Source organism: Arthrobacter sp. NQ7 (assembly GCF_029581595.2).
Classification (GTDB): Bacteria; Actinomycetota; Actinomycetes; order Actinomycetales; family Micrococcaceae; genus Arthrobacter; species Arthrobacter phenanthrenivorans_B.
The window spans coordinates 45,763-67,398 of the sequence record NZ_JARFXU020000006.1; the positions used below are offsets into that span (position 1 = coordinate 45,763).

The following is a 21,636-nucleotide window of genomic DNA, read 5'->3' on the forward strand; positions in this document are numbered from 1 at the left end:
CGCCCCATAAGCTGAAGCCATGACCACTGGCCGACACAGCGCAGCTGTTCTTGACCCATCCCTGGACGACTACGAACTGGCGGCGGCTCTGGTCCGTGAAGCCGGGCAGCTGGCGCTCCTCATGCGCATGGCCGGCCTGCAGTCTGAACAGAAGACATCAGTCTCAGACGTCGTGACCGCGGCGGACCACGCAGCAGAGGCCTACGTGCTGGAGCAGCTGCAGCGCTGCCGGCCGGAAGACAGCATCCTGGGGGAGGAAGGTACCGCCGTCCAAGGCGCCAGCGGCCGCACCTGGGTCATCGACCCCGTGGATGGCACCTACAACTTCCTGCACGGCTCCACCTACTGGTGCTCCGCGATCGCCCTCAAGGACCGCGACGATGTGATGTTGGGTGCCATCTTCCAGCCCGAGGAGGACAAGCTGTGGCTGGGCGGCCGCGACCGGCGGGCCACCCTGAACGGGGATGTCCTGACCGTATTCAGCGACGACGGCGGCAGGCGTAACGGCACCAGCGTCGCTGAGCTTGGTGCGGCCACCTACATCCACCCCACCTGGCTGATGGACCCCCTGTGCGCCATGCCGTGGCATGCGGCGGCCACATCCGCAGCCTCCCTTCGCATGCTTGGGTCCGGTTCGTGCGATTTGGGCCGGGTGGCGGACGGGCAGCTGGGGTGCTGGTTCCAGCACAGCTGCCCGGAATGGGACTGGCTGCCGGGCAAGGCGATCGTCCGGGCGGCAGGCGGCGCCGTGGACACGGTCCGGGTGAACGGGCTGGAGTGGTTCCTGGCAGGAGGTACGACGGCGGTGCGCCAGTTGCGTGCCGCCCTTGAGTCAGCGTCAGTGGCCTAGGCATTTCGCTGCCCTGACATGGGCGCTTACGGTTTTGGCCGGTGGATAAGGGCTGGTAATCCACAGGCTGGAAGGCGTTGTCGGTCCCACCGCCTAGACTTGTAGGCACCATGGATATGTTGTTTGACCCGTACTCTGACGGACCCTTCAAGGCCGCTCCTGCAGCCACAGCCCGTACCAAGTCGCCGTCAGAAGGCGTTGTGGGGGCACCTGGCAGTGGCGGCCACGTCCACGCAGAGCGGGCACCGGAAGGGCAACACCGGAGCCACCGCCCGGACGCCAAGGCCCTGCTGCAGGGGTTGAACCCGCAGCAGGAGGAAGCGGTCAAGCACGCAGGTTCGGCACTGCTGATCGTCGCCGGCGCCGGCTCCGGCAAGACCCGCGTGCTCAGCAACAGGATCGCGTACCTGATCGCCACCGGCCGCGCCCACCATGGCGAGATCCTGGCCATCACCTTCACCAACAAAGCCGCGGCGGAGATGCGGGAGCGCATCGAGGCCCTGGTGGGCGGCCGCGCCAAAATCATGTGGATTTCCACGTTCCATTCATCCTGCGTGCGGATCCTAAGGCAGGAAGCCGCGAACGTAGGGCTGAAGTCCAACTTCTCCATCTACGACTCCGCCGACTCCCTGCGCCTGGTCACCCAGGTCTCCAAAGCCTTGGACCTGGACCCCAAGAAGTTCGCACCCAAGGCCATCCAGCACAAAATTTCGGCGCTGAAGAACGAACTCATCGACGCGGACTCCTTCGCCTCGGCCGCGAATTACAACGACCCCTTCGAGCAGGCCGTAGCGGACGTGTACAAGGGGTACACGCAGCGACTCCGCCAAGCCAACGCCATGGATTTCGACGACCTCATCGCTGAGACCGTCTACATGTTCCGGGCTTTCCCCGCGCTCGCCGAGTCCTACCGGCGCCGGTTCCGCCACGTCCTGGTGGACGAATACCAGGACACCAACCACGCCCAGTACGCGCTGGTCCGCGAGATAGTCGGCGAAGGCCCCGGCGCCTCTGAACTCACCGTGGTGGGTGATTCGGACCAGTCCATCTATGCCTTCCGCGGCGCAGACATCCGGAACATCGTCGAGTTCGAAAAGGACTACCCCGAAGCCCGCACCATCAAGCTGGAGCAGAACTACCGCTCAACGCAGAACATCCTCAATGCCGCCAACTCGGTGATCTCGCGCAACCCCAACCGGCCGGAAAAGCGGCTGTGGACCGCCGAGGGCGAAGGCCACAAGATCATTGGCTACGTGGGCGAAAACGAGCACGACGAGGCGCAGTTCATCGCCAAGGAGATCGACCGGCTCCAGGACGAGGAAAACCTCCGGCCCGGCGACGTCGCCATCTTCTACCGCACCAACGCCCAGTCCCGCTCCATCGAAGACGTTTTGGTCCGCGTCGGCCTGCCGTACAAGGTGGTTGGCGGAACGCGCTTCTACGAGCGCAAGGAAATCAAGGACGCCCTCGCCTACCTCCGCGTCCTGGTGAACCCGGACGACGACGTCAACCTCCGCCGGGTGCTCAACGAACCCAAGCGCGGCATCGGCGACCGAGCCGAAGGCGCCGTGGCGGCCCTCGCCAGCCGCGAACGCACCTCATTCATGGCGGCCGCCCGCCGCGCCGACCAGGCGCCCGGCATGGCCACCCGTTCGGTCAACGCCGTCCTGGGCTTCGTGAAAATGCTGGACGACCTCGCCGAAGTGGCTGCCGGGTCCGGCGCCGCCGCCGCGCTCGAAGCCGTCCTGGAACAGACCGGCTACCTCGCTGCGCTTCGCTCCAGCACCGACCCGCAGGACGAGTCCCGGGTGGAGAACCTGGCCGAACTGGTGGCCGTGGTCCGTGAATACGAGCAGGAAAACCCGGAGGGCACACTGGCCGCGTTCCTGGAACAGGTATCCCTCGTGGCCGACGCCGACCAGATCCCTGACGCCCCCGGCGCCGACATTGACGCCGCCGTGGCCGAGGCCAAGCGGCTCGGCGTGGTGACGCTGATGACCCTCCATACGGCCAAGGGCCTGGAGTTCCCGGTCGTGTTCCTTACCGGCATGGAGCACGGGCTCTTCCCACACCAGCGCTCCGCCACCGACCCCAAGGAACTGGCCGAGGAACGCCGGCTGGCCTACGTAGGGCTCACCCGCGCCCGCAAGCGGCTATACGTCACACGGTCCGAGGTCCGCAGCATGTGGGGCCAAAGCCAGTACAACCCCGCCAGCCAGTTCCTGGAGGAGATTCCCGCCGAGCTCCTGGAATGGAAGCGCGAAGGGACCAGCCGCCAGTCGTGGGCAGGCGGCGGCTCCATCGGATCCGGCCGCTACAGCGGCTCGTTCTGGGGCGCCGGAACTGCCCGGGGCGCTGCGGCGGACTCCTCCGCCGGCTTCAACGCCGACGTCCCGGCATTCATCGCCAAGAACCGGGTGCAGCCGCAAAAGGAAATCATCGCCGTCAGCGTGGGGGACAAGGTCAACCACACAAGCTTCGGCAACGGAACAGTCCTGGCGCTTGAAGGGGCCGGCGACAAGACCGTGGCAAAGGTCAAATTCGACCTCGGCGAGAAACGCCTGCTGCTGCGCTACGCCCCGCTGACCAAGCTGGACGCCTGAGCCCGCCGCCCAGGTTCCCCCACTTCGGCACGGTGCGGTGCGGAGCCGCAAGGTGCGGTGGCGGGGGAGCGGCAAAGGCATAATGGACGCCATGCGACGGACTGTACGGGGGATGCTCGCCGCCCTTTTCCTTGCCACCATGGTTTCCACCGCTACAGGGTGCAGCGTGACCACTGCGGACCCCTCCTACATCCCGCCCGATCCGCCCCAGCCCATGGAGCAACTGGAAAAGGCTCCCCTCGCCGACGCCAAGGCGTTCTCCAGCGGCACCGGCGTCCTCTCCTTCATCACCCAGGACCGGACCATCGCGTGCTCCCTGACGTCCGCCCGGGGCGACCACGTGGACCTGCCCTATGAACAGAACAGCTATGGCGACGCCGCCAACAACAAGCTGCCCATCATTCCGGTGGCGCACTGCGAACTCGCCACCTACCCGGCGCCCCAGCCGGGGGACGTCACGGACGACTGCGCCGGAACCCACCTTGGCTACCTGGGCGGCACCGCGCTGCTCTCGCCCGACACGGCACACTATGGAGGATGCCGCTCCGGCGTCACAAGCATGGAGGCAGCCTACGGACCGCGGGGCACCAAGGCCGGTCCCCTTGCGGAGCTGCCGGTCCTCATGGACGGGCAAAACCTCGAACGCAACGGTCTGCGATGCTCCGCCTACAACGGCGGCGTGGCGTGCGGAAACGTCTCGGCCGGCGTCGGATTCTTCATCTCCCCCGAACGTTACGAACTGATGCCGGGCGCGGCCAAAAGCAGCCCGCCACCGCAGCCGGAGGCGCCAAAAACCCCGTAAATCCGCGGTTTTTCTACGCCCCATAGAATAGTGTGCTTACTCACATAAGCGGTAGTCTGGGACGGCCCGGTCCCTCCAAAGGACTAGAGTTCCCCATGGAGCATTACGCCGCGTGGCTCGTTTCCAACAGGCCGCCGGTGCGTGCAATCCGCAGCCCGGTCATCGTCTTACCGATGGTGTCCGACTGTACAGAAACTACTTCGACGTAGAAGGACACTAAACCGTGGACCTGTTTGAATACCAGGCGCGCGATATGTTCGAGGCGCACGGTGTACCCGTGCTTGCCGGCATCGTGGCGTACACCCCAGAAGAAGCAAAGGCAGCTGCCGAGAAGATCGGCGGCGTTACCGTTGTCAAGGCACAGGTCAAGGTAGGCGGCCGCGGCAAGGCCGGCGGCGTCAAGGTCGCAAAGTCCGCCGACGAGGCGTTTGAGCACGCCTCCAACATCCTGGGCATGGACATCAAGGGCCACACCGTCAACAAGGTGATGATTGCCCAGGGTGCGGACATCGCCGAGGAGTACTACTTCTCCGTCCTGCTGGACCGCGCCAACCGCAACTACCTGGCCATGTGCTCGGTTGAGGGCGGCATGGAGATCGAGCAGCTCGCCGTCGAACGTCCCGAAGCGCTGGCCAAGATCGCCATCGACCCCGCCGTGGGCATCGACCAGGCCAAGGCCGACGAAATCGTCGCCGCCGCCGGCTTTGCTGAGGAACTGCGCGGCAAGGTCGCCGGCGTCATCCTCAAGCTGTGGGATGTCTTCAAGAAGGAAGACGCCACCCTGGTGGAGGTCAACCCGCTGGTCAAGACCGGCAACGGTGACATCCTGGCGCTGGACGGCAAGGTCTCCCTGGACGAGAACGCCGACTTCCGCCACCCCAAGCACGCCCAGCTCGAGGACAAGGACGCTGCCGATCCCCTTGAGGCCAAGGCAAAGGCGCAGGACCTCAACTACGTCAAGCTCGACGGCGAAGTAGGCATCATCGGCAATGGCGCCGGCCTGGTCATGTCCACCCTCGACGTTGTTGCCTACGCCGGTGAGAACCACGGCAACGTCAAGCCCGCAAACTTCCTGGACATCGGTGGCGGCGCCTCGGCCGAGGTCATGGCCGCAGGCCTGGACGTCATCCTGGGCGACGAGCAGGTCAAGTCCGTGTTCGTCAACGTCTTCGGCGGCATCACCGCGTGCGACGCTGTCGCCAAGGGCATCGTCGGCGCGCTGGCCGAGCTGGGCCACTCCGCCAACAAGCCGCTGGTAGTGCGCCTCGACGGCAACAACGTCGAGGAAGGCCGCCGCATCCTCACCGAGGCCAACCACCCGCTGGTTACCCTGGCCGCCACCATGGACGAGGGCGCCGACAAGGCCGCCGAACTCGCCAACGCAGCGAAGTAAAGGGACGCACCATGTCTATCTATCTGAACAAAGACTCCAAGGTCATCGTCCAGGGCATCACCGGCGGCGAAGGCACCAAGCACACCGCCCTGATGCTCAAGGCCGGCACCAACATCGTGGGCGGCGTCAACGCCCGCAAGGCCGGCACCACCGTCCTGCACGGCGATAACGAAATCAACGTCTACGGCACCGTCAAGGAAGCCATGGCTGAGACCGGCGCCGACGTCTCCATCGTCTTCGTGCCGCCGGCATTCACCAAGAACGCCGTCGTCGAAGCCATCGAGGCCGGCATCGGCCTGGTCGTCGTCATCACCGAAGGCGTTCCGGTCCAGGACTCCGCCGAATTCTGGGCCCTCGCCCAGTCCAAGCTGGACGCCGACGGCAACCAGGTCACCCGCATCATTGGCCCGAACTGCCCCGGCATCATCACCCCCGGTGAAGCCCTGGTGGGCATCACGCCCGCCAACATCACCGGCAAGGGCCCCATCGGCCTGGTGTCCAAGTCGGGCACCCTGACCTACCAGATGATGTACGAACTGCGCGACCTGGGCTTCTCCACCGCTATCGGCATCGGCGGCGACCCCATCATCGGCACCACCCACATCGATGCCCTGGCCGCGTTCGAGGCTGACCCCGAGACCAAGGCCATCGTCATGATCGGCGAAATCGGCGGCGACGCCGAAGAGCGCGCAGCCGACTTCATCAAGGCCAACGTCACCAAGCCGGTTGTCGGCTACGTGGCCGGCTTCACCGCCCCCGAAGGCAAGACCATGGGCCACGCAGGCGCCATCGTCTCCGGCTCGGCCGGTACCGCCCAGGCCAAGAAGGAAGCCCTGGAAGCTGCCGGCGTCAAGGTTGGCAAGACGCCGTCCGAGACCGCCAAGCTGCTCCGCGAGGTCTACTCAGCCCTCTAGGACGACGGCAGCCTCAGCGCGGGGCCTCCCGGCCCGTCCCAGCCATGGGACGGAACACCGGGTGGCCCCGCGTTCGTTTTTAACGAACGGCGACGGCGGCGGGCGGCTCCTGCCCAACCCGGTCGAGTAATGTTGGGGAAGGAAAATCATGGCGCCGCTGGCGCGCAGGCAGGGGAACAACGATGGCAGAGAAGCGACCCACCCTGGTCGACGCTGTCGTGGACAAGGTCCTCGAACACATCATCAGCGGCGACATCAAGGCCGACGACGCCCTGCCGCCCGAAGCAGACATCGCCAAGGAATCGGGTGTCAGCAGGCTGACGGCCCGGGAGGCCATGAAAGTGCTGAAGGCGCAGGACGTTGTCTACGTCAAGCGCGGCCTTGGCACTTTCGTCAATCCGCCCGAACGCTGGACCGGACTGGATGCCATCATGCGGGCAGCGTCGAAGGGAGTGGCCTCCGACCAGGTGGCCCTCCGCCTGCTTGAGGTCCGCCGCATGGTGGAGACCGGGGCAGCCGAGCTCGCAGCCTCCCGCCACCGCCCGGCCGATCTCACTGCCCTCCAGGACAGCGTGGAGCAGATGGAAGCGGCGCACCAGGCGGGGGATGTCGACGCCCTGACAATCGCCGACATCGCCTTCCACGACACCGTGCTGCGCGCCTCCGGGAACCCCTTCGTGCCAGCACTGCTGGGCCAGCTCTCCACCCTGCTGTATGCCATGCGGCGGGAGACCTCCGCTTTCCCGGACGTGCAGCGCCACGCGATCCATCATCACAAGATGGTCCTCGCTGCCATTGCCGCGGGCGATCCTGCCACCGCCCGTTCCACCATGGACGCCCACATCACCCAAACCTTCGAGGATTACGAGCACTACCTCGCCGTCTCCAGCCGCAGCGGCGCAACTGCCGGCTGAGGACTGTTTCGCCCTGTCGGCGACGGGCAGCTGCTGGACATGGGGACGCCGTGCTTCCCTATCCCTCTCCATAAGCTGCAACCCCTTACGCGGCACCATGACCTGTGTTGACGGTCCCACACCACTGTGACTAGAATCTCAGTCAGACATCAGACATCTGATATCAATACCCCCCAAATGCCGCCAGCCAAAGGAGTCGTTATGTGCGCGCATTCCCTTTTCAAGGGTTTCCACACCACGGCGGGAGGCCCGCGATGACCTCCCGCACTTCCGCCCCCGCACTCAGCGAACTGGGCGAGACTACCCTCCGCAAGGTCCGCAGGAGGCTCATGCCCCTGATCGTCCTGCTGTACTTCATCGCCTACCTTGACCGTAACAACGTGGGCTTCGCAAAACTCGGAATGCAGGGCGACATTGGTTTGACCGAGGCCGCCTACGGCCTGGGTGCCGGCATTTTCTTCCTGGGCTATGCACTCCTGGAGATTCCCAGCAATGGCGGCATGTACCGGTACGGTGCCCGCAAGTGGATTGCCCGCATCCTGATCAGCTGGGGCATCTTCGCCACGGCCATGTTCCTGGTCAACGGCGAAGCCACCTTCTACGTCATCCGCTTCCTACTCGGGGCGGCAGAAGCCGGTTTCTTCCCCGCCATCCTCTTCTACCTGACGCTCTGGTTCCCCGCAGCGCAGCGGGTCACCGTGCTGGGCATCTTCATCCTGGCGCAGCCCATCTCGAACGCCCTGGGCGCACCAGTGTCCGGCATGCTCCTGAATCTGGAGGGCGTGGCCGGCCTGCACGGCTGGCAGTGGCTCTACATCCTCGAGGGCATTCCGGCCATCATCCTCGGCATCATCACGCCGTTCGTCATGACCGACCGCCCCGAGCACGCCAAGTGGCTCAAGCCGGAAGAGCGTGAATGGCTGTCGACCACCATGGCCGCTGAGCTGGCCCACAAGCAGAAGTCCGGAAACCACAACTTCCTGGCCGGCCTCAAGGACCCCCGCACCATCGCCTACTCCGCGCTGTACTTCGGCCTGGTCTGCGGCATCTACGGCCTGGGGCTCTGGCTGCCCACCATCGTCAAGGCACTGGGCAAGTTTGACTCAACGCAGGTGGGGTTCATCGTCTTCATCCCCTATGCCATCGCGGCCGTCTTCGTCTATTTCTGGAGCAAGCGGTCGGACCGTACCGGCAACCGCGTGTGGCATGCCAGCATGAGCATGGTGCTCGCCGCCGTTGGCCTCCTGGGCGCCGGCTACCTGCTCCCGGTCAATGCCGTGCTTGCCATGGTCTTCCTGACCCTGGCGGCAATGGGCATCTACTCGGCCATCGCGCCCTTCCTGGCCATGCCCTCCGCTGCCCTCACCGGCGCCGCGGCCGCCGCGGGCCTCGCCATGGTCAACTCCCTGGGCAACCTGGGCGGCTTCGTGGCTCCCTACATCGTGGGCATCCTCAAGGATGCCACCGGCAACAGCCAGACCGGCCTGGTCTTCCTGGCCGCCTGCCTGGCGGTGACCGCTGCCGCCACCTACCTCTACGCCCGCAAGCGGCCCGAAGGTGTCTCTGCCCCCGGAGTCACCGTTCCCGCCGCCGAAACCCACTAGGAAAACAGCAATGACAACACAGCACACTTTTCCCGCAGAGCGCACGGCGGTCCTGACCGGCGCGGCCTCCGCCCGCGGCATCGGCCGCGCAACCGCCGACCGACTGGCCAGCGAGGGCTGGTCCATCGCCATCCTTGACATCAATGCCGAAGACGCCCAGGCGGCGGCAGCCGAGATCGGTTCCAGCCGTGCGGTCAAGGCCCTCGGGGTAGGCGCTGACGTCTCGGACGAGGCGTCGGTGGACCGCGCCATCGCGGAGATCGAGGAGTCGCTGCCGCCCATCGTCGGACTCGTCAACCTGGCCGGGATAAGCTCGCCCACCCCCTTCATGGAAACCACCGTGGCGGAATGGGACAAGGTCTTCGCCATCAACATGCGCGGCACTTTCCTCGTTTCCCAGCGCGTCCTCAAGGGCATGATCCAGCGGGAACTGGGAAGGATCGTCAGTATCTCCTCCATCTCCGCCCAGCGCGGCGGCGGAACCTACTCCAAGGTTGCGTACAGCGCCTCCAAGGCCGGAATCCTGGGGTTCACCCGTGCCCTGGCCAGGGAAGTGGGCGAGCACAACATCACCGTGAACGCCATCGCCCCGGGTCCGATCGACACCGACATCATGGGCGGAACCCTGACCGATGAGCGCAAGGCCCAGATGTCCGAAGGGATCATGATGGGCCGCGTGGGAACGCGGGAGGAAGTTGCCGCCCTTATCGCCTTCCTGTTGGGCGAGGATGCCGGCTACATCACGGCCGCCACCTACGACATCAACGGCGGCCTGCAGGTTTCCTGACGCGGCAACCCGCCGGTGCCGTGCAGCCTGGCAGCACGGCACCGGCGGGGGTGTGCCCGGAGACACCTGCCCCCGGCGTTCCCGCACCTTCACCGGCTATAGGATTTCTACATGGCAACCAAGAACCAGGCCTCCGGCGGCGTGAGCAGGCAGGTCCTCGCCGACCACGTCTACGAAGCGCTCCTGGTTGCCCTGATGGACGGCCGGCTTGAAGCCGGCACGCCGGTCAGCATCGATGGCATGGCCCGGGAGCTGGACGTTTCCCCGACGCCTGTCCGCGAGGCGCTCGCCCGGCTGGAAGCCACCGGGATGGTCCGGAGAATGGCCCTGCGCGGCTACCGCGTGGCGCCGCTGTTCACCCCCGATGAGCTGGCGGACCTGATGGACGCGAGGCTGGTCATCGAGCCCGCCAATGCCTTCATGGCCTGCAGGCACGCGGGCAGCGAGCTGACCGGGCAGCTTCAACAGGCCATCGAGGACCTGAAGGCCGCACCGCGCGGTCCGTCGTTCGCTGAGTTCCGTGCGTACTGGGAAGCCGACGAGCGGTTTCACCGACTCATCGCCGAATCGGCGGACAACCAGTTCCTGCTGTCCGCATACAACGCCCTGGGCGGCCAGGTGCAGCGCTTCCGCTTCTTCGGCGGCCTGGGCGTCACGGATGCCGATTATGCCATCGCCGAGCACACTGAAATCCTCAAAGCATTTGAGGCCGGTGACGCCGAGCTTGCCCGGCAGAAGATGATCGACCACATCGAAGGCGTCAAACAGCGCTCCCAGCACGACAGCGAAGTGCGCAGCTAGCAACAGCGCCGGCGGCCGCCCCGCACCACCCCTGGCTTCCCCGCGAGGCCGTCCCACACCCCTTGACAGGGCCACGTTCAAGCATAGATCCTATAGGAAATGCGATTCTAGATCTGGAGTGACAATGCCGTACACCGCCGATAACTGGCCCATTGCCGCCGCCCTGCTGCAGTTCCCCGGAACCCGGCCGGACGGAACCACTGCCCAGGATGCCCCTGCCAGCGACTGGCAGCGGGTCTTCGAGGAAGTGGCCGATGCCGGTTTCTCCAACGCCGACCTCACCGACAGCTGGGTCCGCCCCGGCGATCTTTCCAGCGCCCGGCTGGACGAGCTGAAGGCTGCGGCCACCGCCGCTGGCCTGGGGCTTCCCTCCATCTCAGCCATCCGCCGCAGCGTGATCGAGGAAGGGAAGTGGGAGGAAAACCTGGCCTACACCCACCGCACCCTCGAAGCCGCGGCGCAGCTTGGCTGCGAAGTTGTCTCCATCGGCCTGCACCAGGCGATCACCCCCGAGCAGCAGAAGCAGCTGTGGTTCTGGACCGTAGAAGGCCACAAGGATCCCGTCGGTGACAAGGAAAGCTGGAACAACGCCGTCAGCCGCATCCGCGAAGTGGGCAAGCACGCGGCCGAGCTCGGCCTCCTGGTGTCCCTGGAGATGTACGAGGACACCTACCTGGGCACGGGGGACTCGTCCGTGCAGCTGGTCCAGGACATCGACCTGCCCAACGTGGGCCTGAACCCGGACCTGGGAAACCTGATCCGCCTGCACCGACCCATCGAGGACTGGCGCGAACTGGTCCACAAGACGCTGCCGTACTCCAACTACTGGCACGTGAAGAACTACATCCGCGATGAGGACCAGGCCCGGGACCACTACGTCGCCATGCCGGCGCCGATGGAATCAGGCCTCATTAGCTACCGCGAGGCCTTCCAGTTCGCCCTCTCCGTAGGTTTCCAGGGCATCATCTGCACCGAACACTACGGCGGGGACGGCCTGAGCGTCACGGCCGCCAACCAGGACTACCTGCGCCGCCAGGTCCTGCCCAAACGGGACAGCTATGCACTGGGAACCAGCATGGTGGCCCAGGGCCGGCAAACCCCGGCTGCCGTCCCGGCACGCTAAGTCCCGCAACCACCCCAAGCGGTTCAACGAGGAATCATGACAAAGATATTTGACGATCCAGCGCAGTTTGCCGACGACGCCCTCGACGGCTTCGTCGCGGCCAACCGCCAGTACGTGGCCCGCGTTGACGGCGGAGTGGTCCGTTCAACCGAATCACCCGACGGCCAGGTGGCGCTGGTCATTGGCGGCGGTTCCGGCCACTACCCGGCCTTCGCGGGCCTGGTGGGTGCCGGGCTCGCGGCCGGAAGTGCCTGCGGCAACATGTTTGCGTCCCCTGCCGCCGGTCAGGTTTACCGGGTGGCCAAGGCATCCCATAACGGCGGCGGCGTCCTGCTGAGCTACGGCAACTACGCGGGCGATGTCCTCCATTTCGGCCAGGCACAGGACAAGCTGAACGCCGAAGGCATCGAAACCCGGACCGTCCTGGTCACCGATGACATCGCCAGCGCCCCCCTCGAAGAGATCGGCAAACGCCGCGGCATCGCCGGGGACCTTACGGTCTTCAAGGTGGCCGGGGCGGCAGCAGAAGCGGGCCTCAACCTGGACGAGGTGGAACGCCTCGCCATCAAGGCCAACCACCACACCCGCTCGCTTGGCGTGGCCTTCGCCGGCTGCACCCTTCCCGGCGCGGAGGAACCCCTGTTCACGGTGCCTGAAGGCATGATGTCCCTGGGACTTGGCATCCACGGCGAACCCGGAATCTCGGAGCAGCCGCTGCCCACCGCCAGCGAACTCGCCAAGCTGCTGGTGGACGGACTGCTGAAGGACAAGCCCGAAAACGCCGGCACCCGCGTGGTGCCGATCCTGAACGGCCTGGGCACGGTCAAATATGACGAACTGTTCCTGCTGTTCGGCAGGATCGAGTCGCTTCTGACCTCAGCCGGCCTTGAGATCGTGGAGCCAGAATGCGGCGAACTGGTAACCAGCCTGGACATGTCCGGACTGTCGCTGACGCTGTTCTGGCTGGACGGGGAACTGGAGAAATTCTGGGCCGCGCCGGCTGATACCCCCGCCTTCCGGAAGGGCAACCTGGCTCCCCGCCGGGCCCGTTCGCTGGAGGCCCTGGAAGACGCCGAAGCGACTCCGGCGCTGGCTGCCACGGCAGCCTCCACCGCCCTGGCGGCCACCGCGGTGGGCGCCCTGAAGGAAGCCCAGGCCGTCGTCGTCGAACATGAGGAGGCGCTCGGGAAGCTTGACGCCATCGCCGGGGACGGGGACCACGGCATCGGCATGCGGCGCGGCGTTGACGCTGCCGTTGCCGCGGCCGAAAAGTCCCACGCTGCCGGCGCGGGCCTTGAGGAACTCCTCGCGGCGGCGGGGGAGCAGTGGGCCGAACGCGCCGGCGGTACTTCCGGTGCCCTCTGGGGCGCAGCCGTCACCGCCGTCGGCAGGACCCTCGGCAGCAAGGATTCGTACACTTCCGCAGACGCGGCTGCGGCCGTGAACGCCCTCCGCGACGCCATTGTCACGCTGGGCAAGGCCGAAGCCGGCGACAAAACCATGGTGGACGCGCTGCTTCCGTTCGCCGACACTTTCGCCAAGTCAATTGACGACGGCGGCAGCCTGGCCGGCAGCCTTCGTGCGGCAGCGGAGGCGGCGGCAGAGGCCGCTGACGCGACTGCCGCGCTCAGCCCGAAGAAAGGCCGCGCCCGGCCTTTGGCGGAAAAGAGCATTGGCCATCCCGACCCCGGTGCTGTGTCCTTCGGCCTCATCGCCCGCCGGGTGGCCGAGTACGCCGCCTCGATCGAAAGCAACTAAGGAGAACCCTTATGACTGAGCAATCCCAGCCGGGCTGGCGCATCGTCGTCGGCAACGATGAAGCCGGCGTCGAATACAAGAACGCCCTGCGCGAACTGCTGGAGGCGGACCCCCGCGTGGCCTCGGTGGAGGACGTGGGAGTCGGCGCCAACGACTCCACGGCCTACCCGCACCTGGCCGTTGCAGCCGCCCGCAAGGTGGCCGCCGGCGAAGCGGACCGCGCGCTGCTGATCTGCGGCACCGGCCTGGGCGTGGCCATCTCGGCCAACAAGGTACCGGGCATCCGCGCAGTCACGGCCCACGACAGCTATTCCGTGGAACGCTCCGTGCTGTCCAACAACGCGCAGGTGCTGACCATGGGCCAGCGCGTCATCGGCCTGGAACTTGCCAAGAAGCTGGTGGGCGAGTGGCTCAACTACCGCTTCGATGAAAACTCCGCATCCGCGGCCAAAGTAGACGCCATCTGCTCCTATGAGGGCGCGTCGGAAGGACTTGACACCAAATGAGCACACGTAACATCGCCGTCGTCGGCTCCGGCTACATGGGCGGCGGAATCGCCCAGGTCCTGGCACTCGCCGGGGCCCGCGTGGCCCTGGCGGACGTCTCCGCCGAAATCGCCCGGAGCAACTACGAACGGCTGCTGAAGGAATCCGACGAATTCGTCGCTGCAGGCCTCTTCCCGGCCAACGCAACGGACCTGCTCAAGGAAAACCTCTGGGCCGCCAAGGACATTGAAGAAGCAGTAGCTGACGCCGAGTACATCGAGGAAGCGGTGCCGGAGGTCCTCGAGATCAAACACGCCACCCTGGCCCGGATCAGCGCTGCCGCCCGCCCCGACGCGATCATCGGCTCCAACACCTCCACCATTTCCATCGCCAAACTCGCCGAGGTCGTCGACAACCCGGAGCGGTTCCTGGGCGTCCACTTCTCCAACCCCGCCCCGTTCATTCCCGGCGTGGAAGTCATCCCGCACGAGGGAACTTCCGAGGCAACCGTCCAGGCCGCCCGCACCATCGTGGGGGAGACCGGCAAGGAAACGGCCACCGTCAAGGACGTCACCGGCTTCGTGCTGAACCGGCTCCAGTACGCCCTCTTCCACGAGGCCGCCCAGGTAGTGGAGGAAGGCATCGCCAGCGCCGAGGACGTGGACACCCTGGTCCGCACCACCTTCGGCTTCCGGCTGCCGTTCTTCGGCCCGTTTGCCATCGCCGACATGGCAGGGCTGGACGTCTACGCCTTCTGCTACAAGTCACTGCAGACCGGCTTCCCGGAGCGTTTCGCCACCCCGAAGATCCTGCAGGACAAGGTCGACGCCGGTCAGCTCGGCACCAAGACCGGCTCCGGCTTCCTTGACGTCCCCGCCGACCGCACCGCAGCCCTGGTTGCCTACCGGAACAAGGCGTACGTGGCCATGCAGAAGCTCATCGAGGAACTGGGACCTGCGCCGCTGTCCTAGGCAACGCCTGCCTTGGCAACGCCCTCCAGTTCCCCTTCATCCAAAAGGAAAACCATGACTTCATTCCCCACCGACCGCACGGTGATTGTCACCGGTGCCGTCTCCGAGCGCGGCATCGGCCGGGCCACCGCCGAGTACCTGGCCGAGCGCGGCTGGAACATCGGCGTGATCGACCTGGACGACGCCGCCAGCAAGAACCTGGCCAAGGAACTGGCGGACAGGCACGGTGTCAAAGCCCACGGTGCCGGCGCCAATATTGGCGACGAAGCCTCCGTGCGGGCCGCCATCGACGAGATCGAGGCCGAGCTTCCCCAGTTGGTTGCCCTGGCCAACATCGCAGGCGTCAGCTCACCCGTCCCCTATCTTGAGCTCGATGGAACCGAATGGGACCGCGTGGTCAACATCAACATGAACGGTGTCCACTACGCCACCCGCCGGGCCGCCGAGTCCATGGCAAAGAACCGGCTGGGCCGGATCGTGAACATTTCGTCCGTGTCCGCGCAGCGCGGCGGCGGAACGTTCAGCAAGACTCCGTACTCGGTGGCCAAGGCCGGCGTCATCGGCCTGACCCGCGCCACCGCCCGCGAACTGGGCGAGTACGACATCACTGTCAACGCCATCTCGCCCGGTCCCATCGATACGGACATTATGGGCGGCACCCTCAGCGAGGAACGCAAGGATGAACTCGTCAAGGACCTGGTGGTGAACCGGGTGGGCACCACCCGCGACGTCGCCGCGGCCATCTCCTTCCTCATCGGGGAGGACGCCGGGTACATCTCCGGCCAGACGCTGAACGTCGACGGCGGCCTGTACATGCACTGACGGCGCCCACCTCCCGGCATCACAAGGCCGGGCGCCACACCACGCCCGGGGGCCGCCGGCCCCCGGGGAACAACCAACGTCACCACTCGAAGGAGAGTGTTGTGTCAGAAACCACCGCAACATCCAAGGAACTCCTGGCCCGTCCGGTCCTGAAGTCCGCGATCTTCAAAGCGGCCCGCCGGCTCATGCCGATGCTGGTCATCCTCTACGTTGTTTCGTTCCTGGACCGCACCAACGTGGGCTTCGCCGAAGCGGCGCTGGGCGCGGACAAGGGCGTGTCCGCCGCAGCCTTCGCCCTCGGGGCGGGCATCTTCTTCATCGGCTACGCAATCTTCGAGATCCCCAGCAACCTGCTGCTCAAGAAAGTCGGCGCCAAGATCTGGCTTGCACGCATTGCCATCACCTGGGGCATCGTGTCCGCATGCTTCGCCTTCGTGCAGGGCGAGACCTCGTTCGTGATCCTGCGTTTCCTCCTCGGCGTGACCGAGGCAGGCCTGTTCCCCGGTGTCATCATGTACCTGGCCGAATGGTTCCCGAACAAGGTGCGCGTGCAGATGTTCGCCATCTTCTACCTGGCCCAGCCGTTCTCGCAGATGATCGGCAATCCGCTCTCCGGCTGGCTGATCAACATCGGCGACCAGGTACCGGGCCTGCGTGGCTGGCAGGTCATGTTCTTCGTCGAAGGCATGCTGGCCGTCCTGGCAGGCATCGCGGCCTTCTTCTTCCTGATCAACGGCCCGGAGAAGGCCAAGTTCCTCAGCCGCGAGGAAAAGTACGCGCTGAAGGAAGTCATGGCCCTTGAGGACAACATCAAGGACGAGCACGGCCCCCGCGGCATCCTCGCCGCCATGCGCAACGGCCGCGTCTGGTACTTCACCGTCATCTACTTCTGCCTCCAGATCGCCGTCTACGGCGTGACGTTCTTCCTGCCGCAGCAGGTGAGCTCGCTGACCGGGCAAAAGGTGGGGCTCGCCGTCGGGCTGTTGATCGCCGTCCCGTGGTTCTTCGGGATTTTCGCCTGCTACTTCATCGGCAGGGCCGCCGACACCGTGGCCAAGCGCCGCAAGTTCGGCACCATCCTGTTCCTGTCCACCGGCCTGTGCATCTTCGGCTCGGCCTGGGCAGGCACCAACCACCAGCCGGTCCTGGGCATGGTCTTCATAACCCTCGCCGTCTGCAGCTTCCTGGCAGTGGGTCCGGTGGTCTGGTCCTATCCCACGGCGTTCCTCGCCGGTTCCGCCGCTGCGGCAGGCATCGGGCTGATCAACTCGCTGGGCAACCTGGGCGGCTTCGTGGCCCCCATCCTGCGCACCGCCGTCAACGAGGCCACGCACTCACCCACCGGATCCATGGGCGTCTACGCCCTGGGCGTCCTGCCGTTCGTAGCCGCAGCGATGATGTACGCAACCAAACGGTTCAAGAACCAAGCCGACGACCTGCTCGACTGAGCACCGCACTATCCACGCAAGGACACCATGAGCACCTCCGGCAGCAGCGCAGGCAACGGCACCCTCTTCATCGGTGTCAGCACCAAGATGTACCTGGGCTACCAGGAAAGCCTGCGCTGGCTGTCGGAGGTGCGGTGCATCGTCGATGACAGGCCCGGACTGGCAGCGGAGCATTCCACGGTCCGGGTCTTTGTCATCCCCTCCTTCCCGGTCCTTGAGCCCGCGGCCCGGATCCTGGCCGGCTCGCCGGTCCTGCTCGGCGCCCAGAACTGCGCGTGGGGCGGCGGTCCACTGACCGGGGAGGTCAGCCCCGGGATGCTGGCCGAGCTCGGCGTCTCGCTCGTCGAAATCGGCCACGCCGAACGCCGCCGGCTGTTCGGGGAGGACGACGCCGTCGTGGCACGCAAGGTGCGTGCCGCCGTCGACCATTCCCTGACCCCGCTGCTGTGCATCGGTGAGCCGGACAGGCTCGACGCCGGGGCTGCCGCCGCCTTTTGCGTGGACCAGGTCCACGCTGCCACGGGGGGAAGTCCCACCCTTCTCCGCCGCCTGGTGCTTGCCTACGAACCGGTATGGGCCATCGGCGCGCAGGAGCCGGCGCCCGCGCAGCACGTCAACGCCGTCCTCACCTCGATCCGGACAGCCCTGGGCCCGGGCTGCCCCATCATCTACGGCGGCAGCGCCGGGCCGGGACTGCTCCCGCAGCTGCCCGCTGCGGACGGACTCTTCCTGGGCCGCTTCGCCCACGACGCCGCAAACCTGGGCCGGGTGCTTGACGAAGCGCTCCTCCTGCGTCAGGCAGGCGCCGACGCCCCGGCCAGGAGCTCGTCAAGGCGCTCATAGCCTTCGGACATGCCGCCTTCCATGCCCGAGTGCAGCATGCCGTCCCGCGCCTCCATGCTTGGGTACATGGCGTGGCCCCGCAGCCTGCACCGGCCGCCGTCGAGCGGTTCAAAAGTCATGGACTCGAGGCTCACGGAGTCCGGGTAGCCGCCGAACTCGAAGGTCTGCAGGGCGAACTCGTTCTCGCGCACCGTGTGGAAGATTCCACGGAACTCGTATGGGACCCCCTCCGGGCCGGTGTGAATGTACCGGTAGCTCCCGCCCGTGCGGAAATCGTAATGGTCCATGTCCATCTTCATGCCCCGCGGACCCAGCCACTGGGCCACCAGCTCCGGGTCCTTGTGTGCCCGGAAGACATCCGCCACCGGAAAGTCGAACTCCCGCTCGAAGTCGATGTAGGGGAGTCCCTCCGGGGCCGTGATTCTCAGTGGATTGCTCATTTCCTGTCCTTTGCCGTTGGCGCCGCTTGCCCGGCGCTGGATTCAAGCACGGCATCGAGGCTGCGGAACTGCTCCTCGCGGACCAACCGGTACTGGTCAATCCAGGCAGTGAGCGCTTCCAGCCGTGCGGGGTTCAGGTGGACGGGCCTGCGCTGGGCATCCCTGGTGCGGGTCACCAGCTGCGCCTGCTCGAGTACCTGGATGTGCTTCGAGACTGCCTGCTTGGAAATCTCGAACGGCTCCGCCAGCTCGTTCACCGTGGCCGGGCCACGGCTCAAACGGGCAATGATGCTTCGCCGCACGGGGTCGGCCAGGGCGAGGAATGCGGAGTCCAATTCCGCGTCATTGGTCATGCCCGGCCCCTTAATCAACCTCTTTGTTTATCAATCTGTTGATTGACTAATCGTAACCCCGGTTGCGCCCCCTTTCAAGGGTCTTGTTTCTTCGAAAAGCATTTTGTTAGTATGTCAGGACAAACTACTCGAGGGGATACTTTCATGCCATTGGTACGCATTGACGTCAACGAGGGGCGCTCACCGGAGGATCTGCAGAAGCTGAGCCGCGGGATCCATGACGCCATCCTTGCGGAGTACGGAATTCCGGAACGTGACTACTTCCATATCCTGACCGAACACGCGCAGGGGCAGATTTTCGCCCAGGACGCGGGACTGGGGTTTGAGCGCACCGGGGGAGTGGTGATGATCCAGATTTTCACCCAGGGCGGCCGGTCCCAGGAGGCCAAGCAGCGGCTCTTTGCGGCGGTGGCTAAAAAGCTTGCTGGCGTGGGTGTTGCCGGCGAGGACGTCTTTATTGGCTATGTCGAAAACTCTGCCGGGGACTGGTCGTTCGGATTCGGCCGCGCCCAGTACGTCACGGGCGAATTGGCTGTGCCCAAGAAGTAGCCGGGTGCCCATTCCTCATGGGAAGAGTGCGGCGAAACGTACGTTGTAAGTATGTCAGTACAAACCTTTGACAGGACATTGGAACTACGGCAAAGTAGTGCCTGTGGCCCACACCACGGCCTGCCAGTTCCGGAGTTCCTGCCCCTCAAAGGACACGAGTTCCACACCAGAAAGGTCCACGATCACCGTGACCCACGAGCTTCTTACGATCGGGCGCATCAGCGTTGATATCTACCCGAACGACATCGGGGTTGGCCTGGAGGACGTTGAGTCCTTCGGCAAATACCTTGGTGGTTCCCCGTCCAACGTCGCCGTCGCCGCGGCCCGGCACGGCCGCCGGGCCGGCGTCATCACCCGGACAGGGGACGACCCCTTCGGCACGTACCTGCACCGCGAACTACACAAGTTCAACGTCGACGATTCTTTCGTGACCCCGGTCGCCGGCCTGCAGACACCGGCGACGTTCTGTGCAATCAAGCCGGCCACCGATGACTTCCCGCTGTACTTCTACGGCCGGTTCCCCACGGCTCCGGACCTGCAGATCAAGGCCGAAGAGCTGGACCTGGACGCCATCCGGAAGGCGGGGATCTTCTGGTCCACGGTGACCGGCCTCTCCCAGGAACCTTCCCGGTACGCCCACATCGCCGCGCACGAGGCCCGCCCCCGGGCAGAACTTGCCGAGGGACAGTTCACCATCCTGGACCTGGACTACCGCCCGATGTTCTGGGCCTCCCAAGAAGAAGCCCGCGCCGAGGTAGCGAAGATCCTGCCGCACGTCACCGTGGCCATCGGCAATGACAAGGAATGCGCCGTCGCCGTGGGTGACGGTACGCCCGATGAGCAGGCAGACCGGTTGCTGGCTGCCGGCGTGGAGATCGCCGTCGTCAAGCTCGGCCCTGAAGGCGTGATGGCCAAGACCCGCACCGAGCGCGTGGTCTCGGCCCCCGTGCCGGTGGAAACCCTGAACGGCCTGGGGGCAGGCGATTCCTTTGGCGGCGCCTTCTGCCACGGCCTGTTGTCCGGCTGGCCGCTGGCCCAGGTCCTGGACTACGCCAACGCCGCCGGTGCAATCGTCGCCTCCCGCCTCTCCTGCGCCGACGCAATGCCGACCCCGGAGGAGGTCACCTCGCTGCTGGCCGAACGCGGACGCCCGGTTCCCGGCACCGGTGTTTCCAGCGCCAACGCACAGCTTGCCACCGAAGGAGCAGCACTGTGACCCTCACCCCGATCGCCTCGAACCATGCCGTGGACGATGACCCGCGCCGCTACGAGCACCTGAGCACCATCCGCCTCGAAGACCCGGACGCCGTGGCCCGCGCCGCGAAGGCCCGCCGCCGCCACCCGGGCGTGAAGGCAGGCCGGCAGAACTTCATCGTCGCCGCAGACCACCCGGCCCGCGGCGCCCTGGCCGTCGGCAACGACCCCGTCGCCATGGCGGACCGGCGGCAGTTGCTGGACCGTTTGCAGATCGCTTTGGCCAACCCTGCCGTCGACGGTGTGCTGGCATCGCCGGACATCATGGATGACCTGCTGCTCCTGGGGGCCTTGGACGGGAAGCTGGTGTTCGGTTCGATGAACCGAGGCGGCCTGGCCGGGCTGGTTAACGAGTTCGATGACCGCTTCACCGGCCACACCGCGGCCGCTCTGGAGGCACTGGGCGCGGACGGCGGGAAGATGCTGACCCGGATCTGCCTGGGCGACCCGGACACGGTGGCCACCCTGGAAGCGACCGCACGGGCCATCGACTCCCTGGCCGAGCGGAAGCTGATCGCCATGGTGGAACCGTTCCTGTCTGTCCGTGAGAACGGCCGGGTCCGCAACGACCTGTCCACCAACGCCGTGATCAAGTCCATCGCGATCGCCGAGGGCCTGGGTTCCACCAGCGCCTACACGTGGATGAAGCTGCCTGTCGTGTCGGAGATGGAACGCGTCATGGCCGCCACCACCATGCCCACCGTCCTGCTGGGCGGGGACCCGGACGGCACCCAGGACGAGGTCTTCGCCACCTGGGAAGCAGCGCTGGCGTTGCCCGGTGTCCAAGGCCTGACCGTTGGCCGCACCCTGCTCTACCCCGCAGACGGGGACGTCGCCGGCGCCGTCGCCAGCGCGGCTTCGCTGCTGCACCACACCACTGACATCCCGGAGAACTAGCCATGGGCACCACAACAGGAACACG

Annotated in this window: 21 protein-coding genes; 19 read left to right on the forward strand and 2 right to left on the reverse strand. The window is 65.9% G+C overall.

What is annotated here, in order from left to right:
- Nucleotides 1-19: 19 nt before the first annotated feature.
- The 16 genes from PUN71_RS08945 to PUN71_RS09020 all read left to right on the forward strand — a co-directional run bounded on the left by PUN71_RS08945 (nt 20) and on the right by PUN71_RS09020 (nt 18,118).
- On the forward strand, nt 20-850 hold the full coding sequence (locus PUN71_RS08945; RefSeq protein ID WP_277798107.1) for an inositol monophosphatase family protein: 831 nt from the start codon (nt 20-22) through the stop codon (nt 848-850).
- A gap of 110 nt (nt 851-960) precedes the next feature.
- Nucleotides 961-3,453: a DNA helicase PcrA gene (gene pcrA / locus PUN71_RS08950; protein ID WP_277798108.1), complete on the forward strand. Its 2,493-nt coding sequence runs from the start codon at nt 961-963 to the stop codon at nt 3,451-3,453.
- An 82-nt stretch (nt 3,454-3,535) separates the two neighbouring features.
- Nucleotides 3,536-4,255 carry a hypothetical protein gene (locus PUN71_RS08955; protein WP_277798109.1) on the forward strand — a complete coding sequence of 240 codons (720 nt, stop codon included), beginning with the start codon at nt 3,536-3,538 and terminating at the stop codon, nt 4,253-4,255.
- Nucleotides 4,256-4,478: 223 nt separating this feature from the next.
- Complete coding sequence (sucC, locus tag PUN71_RS08960; protein WP_277798110.1) at nt 4,479-5,648, forward strand: ADP-forming succinate--CoA ligase subunit beta; 1,170 nt, start codon at nt 4,479-4,481, stop codon at nt 5,646-5,648.
- Nucleotides 5,649-5,659: 11 nt separating this feature from the next.
- Nucleotides 5,660-6,562, forward strand: a complete 903-nt coding sequence (gene sucD, locus PUN71_RS08965) for a succinate--CoA ligase subunit alpha (RefSeq protein WP_043451474.1) — start codon at nt 5,660-5,662, stop codon at nt 6,560-6,562.
- Nucleotides 6,563-6,744: 182 nt separating this feature from the next.
- The gene (locus PUN71_RS08970) at nt 6,745-7,476 is read left to right on the forward strand and encodes a FadR/GntR family transcriptional regulator (protein ID WP_043451477.1); all 732 of its coding nucleotides are present in this window, start codon (nt 6,745-6,747) and stop codon (nt 7,474-7,476) included.
- Between the two features lie 254 nt (nt 7,477-7,730).
- The gene (locus tag PUN71_RS08975) at nt 7,731-9,080 is read left to right on the forward strand and encodes an MFS transporter (RefSeq protein ID WP_043451481.1); all 1,350 of its coding nucleotides are present in this window, start codon (nt 7,731-7,733) and stop codon (nt 9,078-9,080) included.
- Between the two features lie 10 nt (nt 9,081-9,090).
- Entirely contained in the window at nt 9,091-9,867 is a 777-nt protein-coding gene (locus PUN71_RS08980; protein WP_043451482.1) for an SDR family NAD(P)-dependent oxidoreductase, read from the forward strand.
- 111 nt (nt 9,868-9,978) lie between these two features.
- Nucleotides 9,979-10,668 carry a GntR family transcriptional regulator gene (locus tag PUN71_RS08985; RefSeq protein ID WP_043451483.1) on the forward strand — a complete coding sequence of 230 codons (690 nt, stop codon included), beginning with the start codon at nt 9,979-9,981 and terminating at the stop codon, nt 10,666-10,668.
- A 124-nt stretch (nt 10,669-10,792) separates the two neighbouring features.
- On the forward strand, nt 10,793-11,791 hold the full coding sequence (locus PUN71_RS08990; protein WP_043451484.1) for a sugar phosphate isomerase/epimerase family protein: 999 nt from the start codon (nt 10,793-10,795) through the stop codon (nt 11,789-11,791).
- Nucleotides 11,792-11,827: 36 nt separating this feature from the next.
- Nucleotides 11,828-13,549 carry a dihydroxyacetone kinase subunit DhaL gene (dhaL, locus tag PUN71_RS08995; protein ID WP_277798111.1) on the forward strand — a complete coding sequence of 574 codons (1,722 nt, stop codon included), beginning with the start codon at nt 11,828-11,830 and terminating at the stop codon, nt 13,547-13,549.
- A gap of 11 nt (nt 13,550-13,560) precedes the next feature.
- Nucleotides 13,561-14,055 carry a ribose-5-phosphate isomerase gene (locus PUN71_RS09000; RefSeq protein WP_277798112.1) on the forward strand — a complete coding sequence of 165 codons (495 nt, stop codon included), beginning with the start codon at nt 13,561-13,563 and terminating at the stop codon, nt 14,053-14,055.
- A complete protein-coding gene (locus PUN71_RS09005) occupies nt 14,052-15,005 on the forward strand; it encodes a 3-hydroxyacyl-CoA dehydrogenase family protein (RefSeq protein WP_277798113.1) in 954 nt (317 codons plus the stop codon). Before PUN71_RS09000 ends, PUN71_RS09005 begins: the two co-directional genes overlap by 4 nt.
- 54 nt (nt 15,006-15,059) lie before the next feature.
- On the forward strand, nt 15,060-15,827 hold the full coding sequence (locus PUN71_RS09010) for an SDR family NAD(P)-dependent oxidoreductase (protein ID WP_043451491.1): 768 nt from the start codon (nt 15,060-15,062) through the stop codon (nt 15,825-15,827).
- A gap of 101 nt (nt 15,828-15,928) precedes the next feature.
- Nucleotides 15,929-17,275 (forward strand): MFS transporter, encoded by a 1,347-nt coding sequence (locus tag PUN71_RS09015; protein WP_277798114.1) that lies wholly within the window; start codon nt 15,929-15,931, stop codon nt 17,273-17,275.
- 27 nt (nt 17,276-17,302) lie between these two features.
- A complete protein-coding gene (locus tag PUN71_RS09020) occupies nt 17,303-18,118 on the forward strand; it encodes a triose-phosphate isomerase family protein (protein ID WP_277798115.1) in 816 nt (271 codons plus the stop codon).
- On the opposite strand, the gene PUN71_RS09025 is transcribed toward PUN71_RS09020, so the two are convergent.
- Together PUN71_RS09025 and PUN71_RS09030 are read right to left on the reverse strand one after the other, a co-directional pair.
- Entirely contained in the window at nt 18,070-18,558 is a 489-nt protein-coding gene (locus PUN71_RS09025) for an SRPBCC family protein (RefSeq protein ID WP_277798116.1), read from the reverse strand. The two genes, PUN71_RS09020 and PUN71_RS09025, sit on opposite strands and share 49 nt — an antisense overlap.
- Nucleotides 18,555-18,911 (reverse strand): ArsR/SmtB family transcription factor, encoded by a 357-nt coding sequence (locus PUN71_RS09030; protein ID WP_043451497.1) that lies wholly within the window; start codon nt 18,909-18,911, stop codon nt 18,555-18,557. Before PUN71_RS09030 ends, PUN71_RS09025 begins: the two co-directional genes overlap by 4 nt.
- Nucleotides 18,912-19,055: 144 nt before the next feature.
- Between PUN71_RS09030 and PUN71_RS09035 the strand changes: the two genes are divergently transcribed.
- The 3 genes from PUN71_RS09035 (at nt 19,056) to PUN71_RS09045 (ending at nt 21,611) form a co-directional block, all read left to right on the forward strand.
- Nucleotides 19,056-19,460, forward strand: a complete 405-nt coding sequence (locus tag PUN71_RS09035; RefSeq protein ID WP_277798117.1) for a tautomerase family protein — start codon at nt 19,056-19,058, stop codon at nt 19,458-19,460.
- A 187-nt stretch (nt 19,461-19,647) separates the two neighbouring features.
- Complete coding sequence (gene iolC / locus PUN71_RS09040; protein ID WP_277798118.1) at nt 19,648-20,676, forward strand: 5-dehydro-2-deoxygluconokinase; 1,029 nt, start codon at nt 19,648-19,650, stop codon at nt 20,674-20,676.
- On the forward strand, nt 20,673-21,611 hold the full coding sequence (locus tag PUN71_RS09045; RefSeq protein WP_277798119.1) for a Cgl0159 family (beta/alpha)8-fold protein: 939 nt from the start codon (nt 20,673-20,675) through the stop codon (nt 21,609-21,611). Before iolC ends, PUN71_RS09045 begins: the two co-directional genes overlap by 4 nt.
- The last annotated feature ends 25 nt before the right edge of the window (nt 21,612-21,636 follow it).

Bases quoted from the DNA above. Each gene is read 5' to 3' on its own strand.
- PUN71_RS08945 (WP_277798107.1), top strand. From the start codon at position 20: ATGACCACTGGCCGACACAGCGCAGCTGTTCTTGACCCATCCCTGGAC.
- pcrA (WP_277798108.1), top strand. From the start codon at position 961: ATGGATATGTTGTTTGACCCGTACTCTGACGGACCCTTCAAGGCCGCT.
- PUN71_RS08955 (WP_277798109.1), top strand. From the start codon at position 3,536: ATGGACGCCATGCGACGGACTGTACGGGGGATGCTCGCCGCCCTTTTC.
- sucD (WP_043451474.1), top strand. From the start codon at position 5,660: ATGTCTATCTATCTGAACAAAGACTCCAAGGTCATCGTCCAGGGCATC.
- PUN71_RS08970 (WP_043451477.1), top strand. From the start codon at position 6,745: ATGGCAGAGAAGCGACCCACCCTGGTCGACGCTGTCGTGGACAAGGTC.
- PUN71_RS08975 (WP_043451481.1), top strand. From the start codon at position 7,731: ATGACCTCCCGCACTTCCGCCCCCGCACTCAGCGAACTGGGCGAGACT.
- PUN71_RS08980 (WP_043451482.1), top strand. From the start codon at position 9,091: ATGACAACACAGCACACTTTTCCCGCAGAGCGCACGGCGGTCCTGACC.
- PUN71_RS08985 (WP_043451483.1), top strand. From the start codon at position 9,979: ATGGCAACCAAGAACCAGGCCTCCGGCGGCGTGAGCAGGCAGGTCCTC.
- PUN71_RS08990 (WP_043451484.1), top strand. From the start codon at position 10,793: ATGCCGTACACCGCCGATAACTGGCCCATTGCCGCCGCCCTGCTGCAG.
- dhaL (WP_277798111.1), top strand. From the start codon at position 11,828: ATGACAAAGATATTTGACGATCCAGCGCAGTTTGCCGACGACGCCCTC.
- PUN71_RS09000 (WP_277798112.1), top strand. From the start codon at position 13,561: ATGACTGAGCAATCCCAGCCGGGCTGGCGCATCGTCGTCGGCAACGAT.
- PUN71_RS09005 (WP_277798113.1), top strand. From the start codon at position 14,052: ATGAGCACACGTAACATCGCCGTCGTCGGCTCCGGCTACATGGGCGGC.
- PUN71_RS09010 (WP_043451491.1), top strand. From the start codon at position 15,060: ATGACTTCATTCCCCACCGACCGCACGGTGATTGTCACCGGTGCCGTC.
- PUN71_RS09020 (WP_277798115.1), top strand. From the start codon at position 17,303: ATGAGCACCTCCGGCAGCAGCGCAGGCAACGGCACCCTCTTCATCGGT.
- PUN71_RS09025 (WP_277798116.1), bottom strand. From the start codon at position 18,558: ATGAGCAATCCACTGAGAATCACGGCCCCGGAGGGACTCCCCTACATC.
- PUN71_RS09030 (WP_043451497.1), bottom strand. From the start codon at position 18,911: ATGACCAATGACGCGGAATTGGACTCCGCATTCCTCGCCCTGGCCGAC.
- PUN71_RS09035 (WP_277798117.1), top strand. From the start codon at position 19,056: ATGCCATTGGTACGCATTGACGTCAACGAGGGGCGCTCACCGGAGGAT.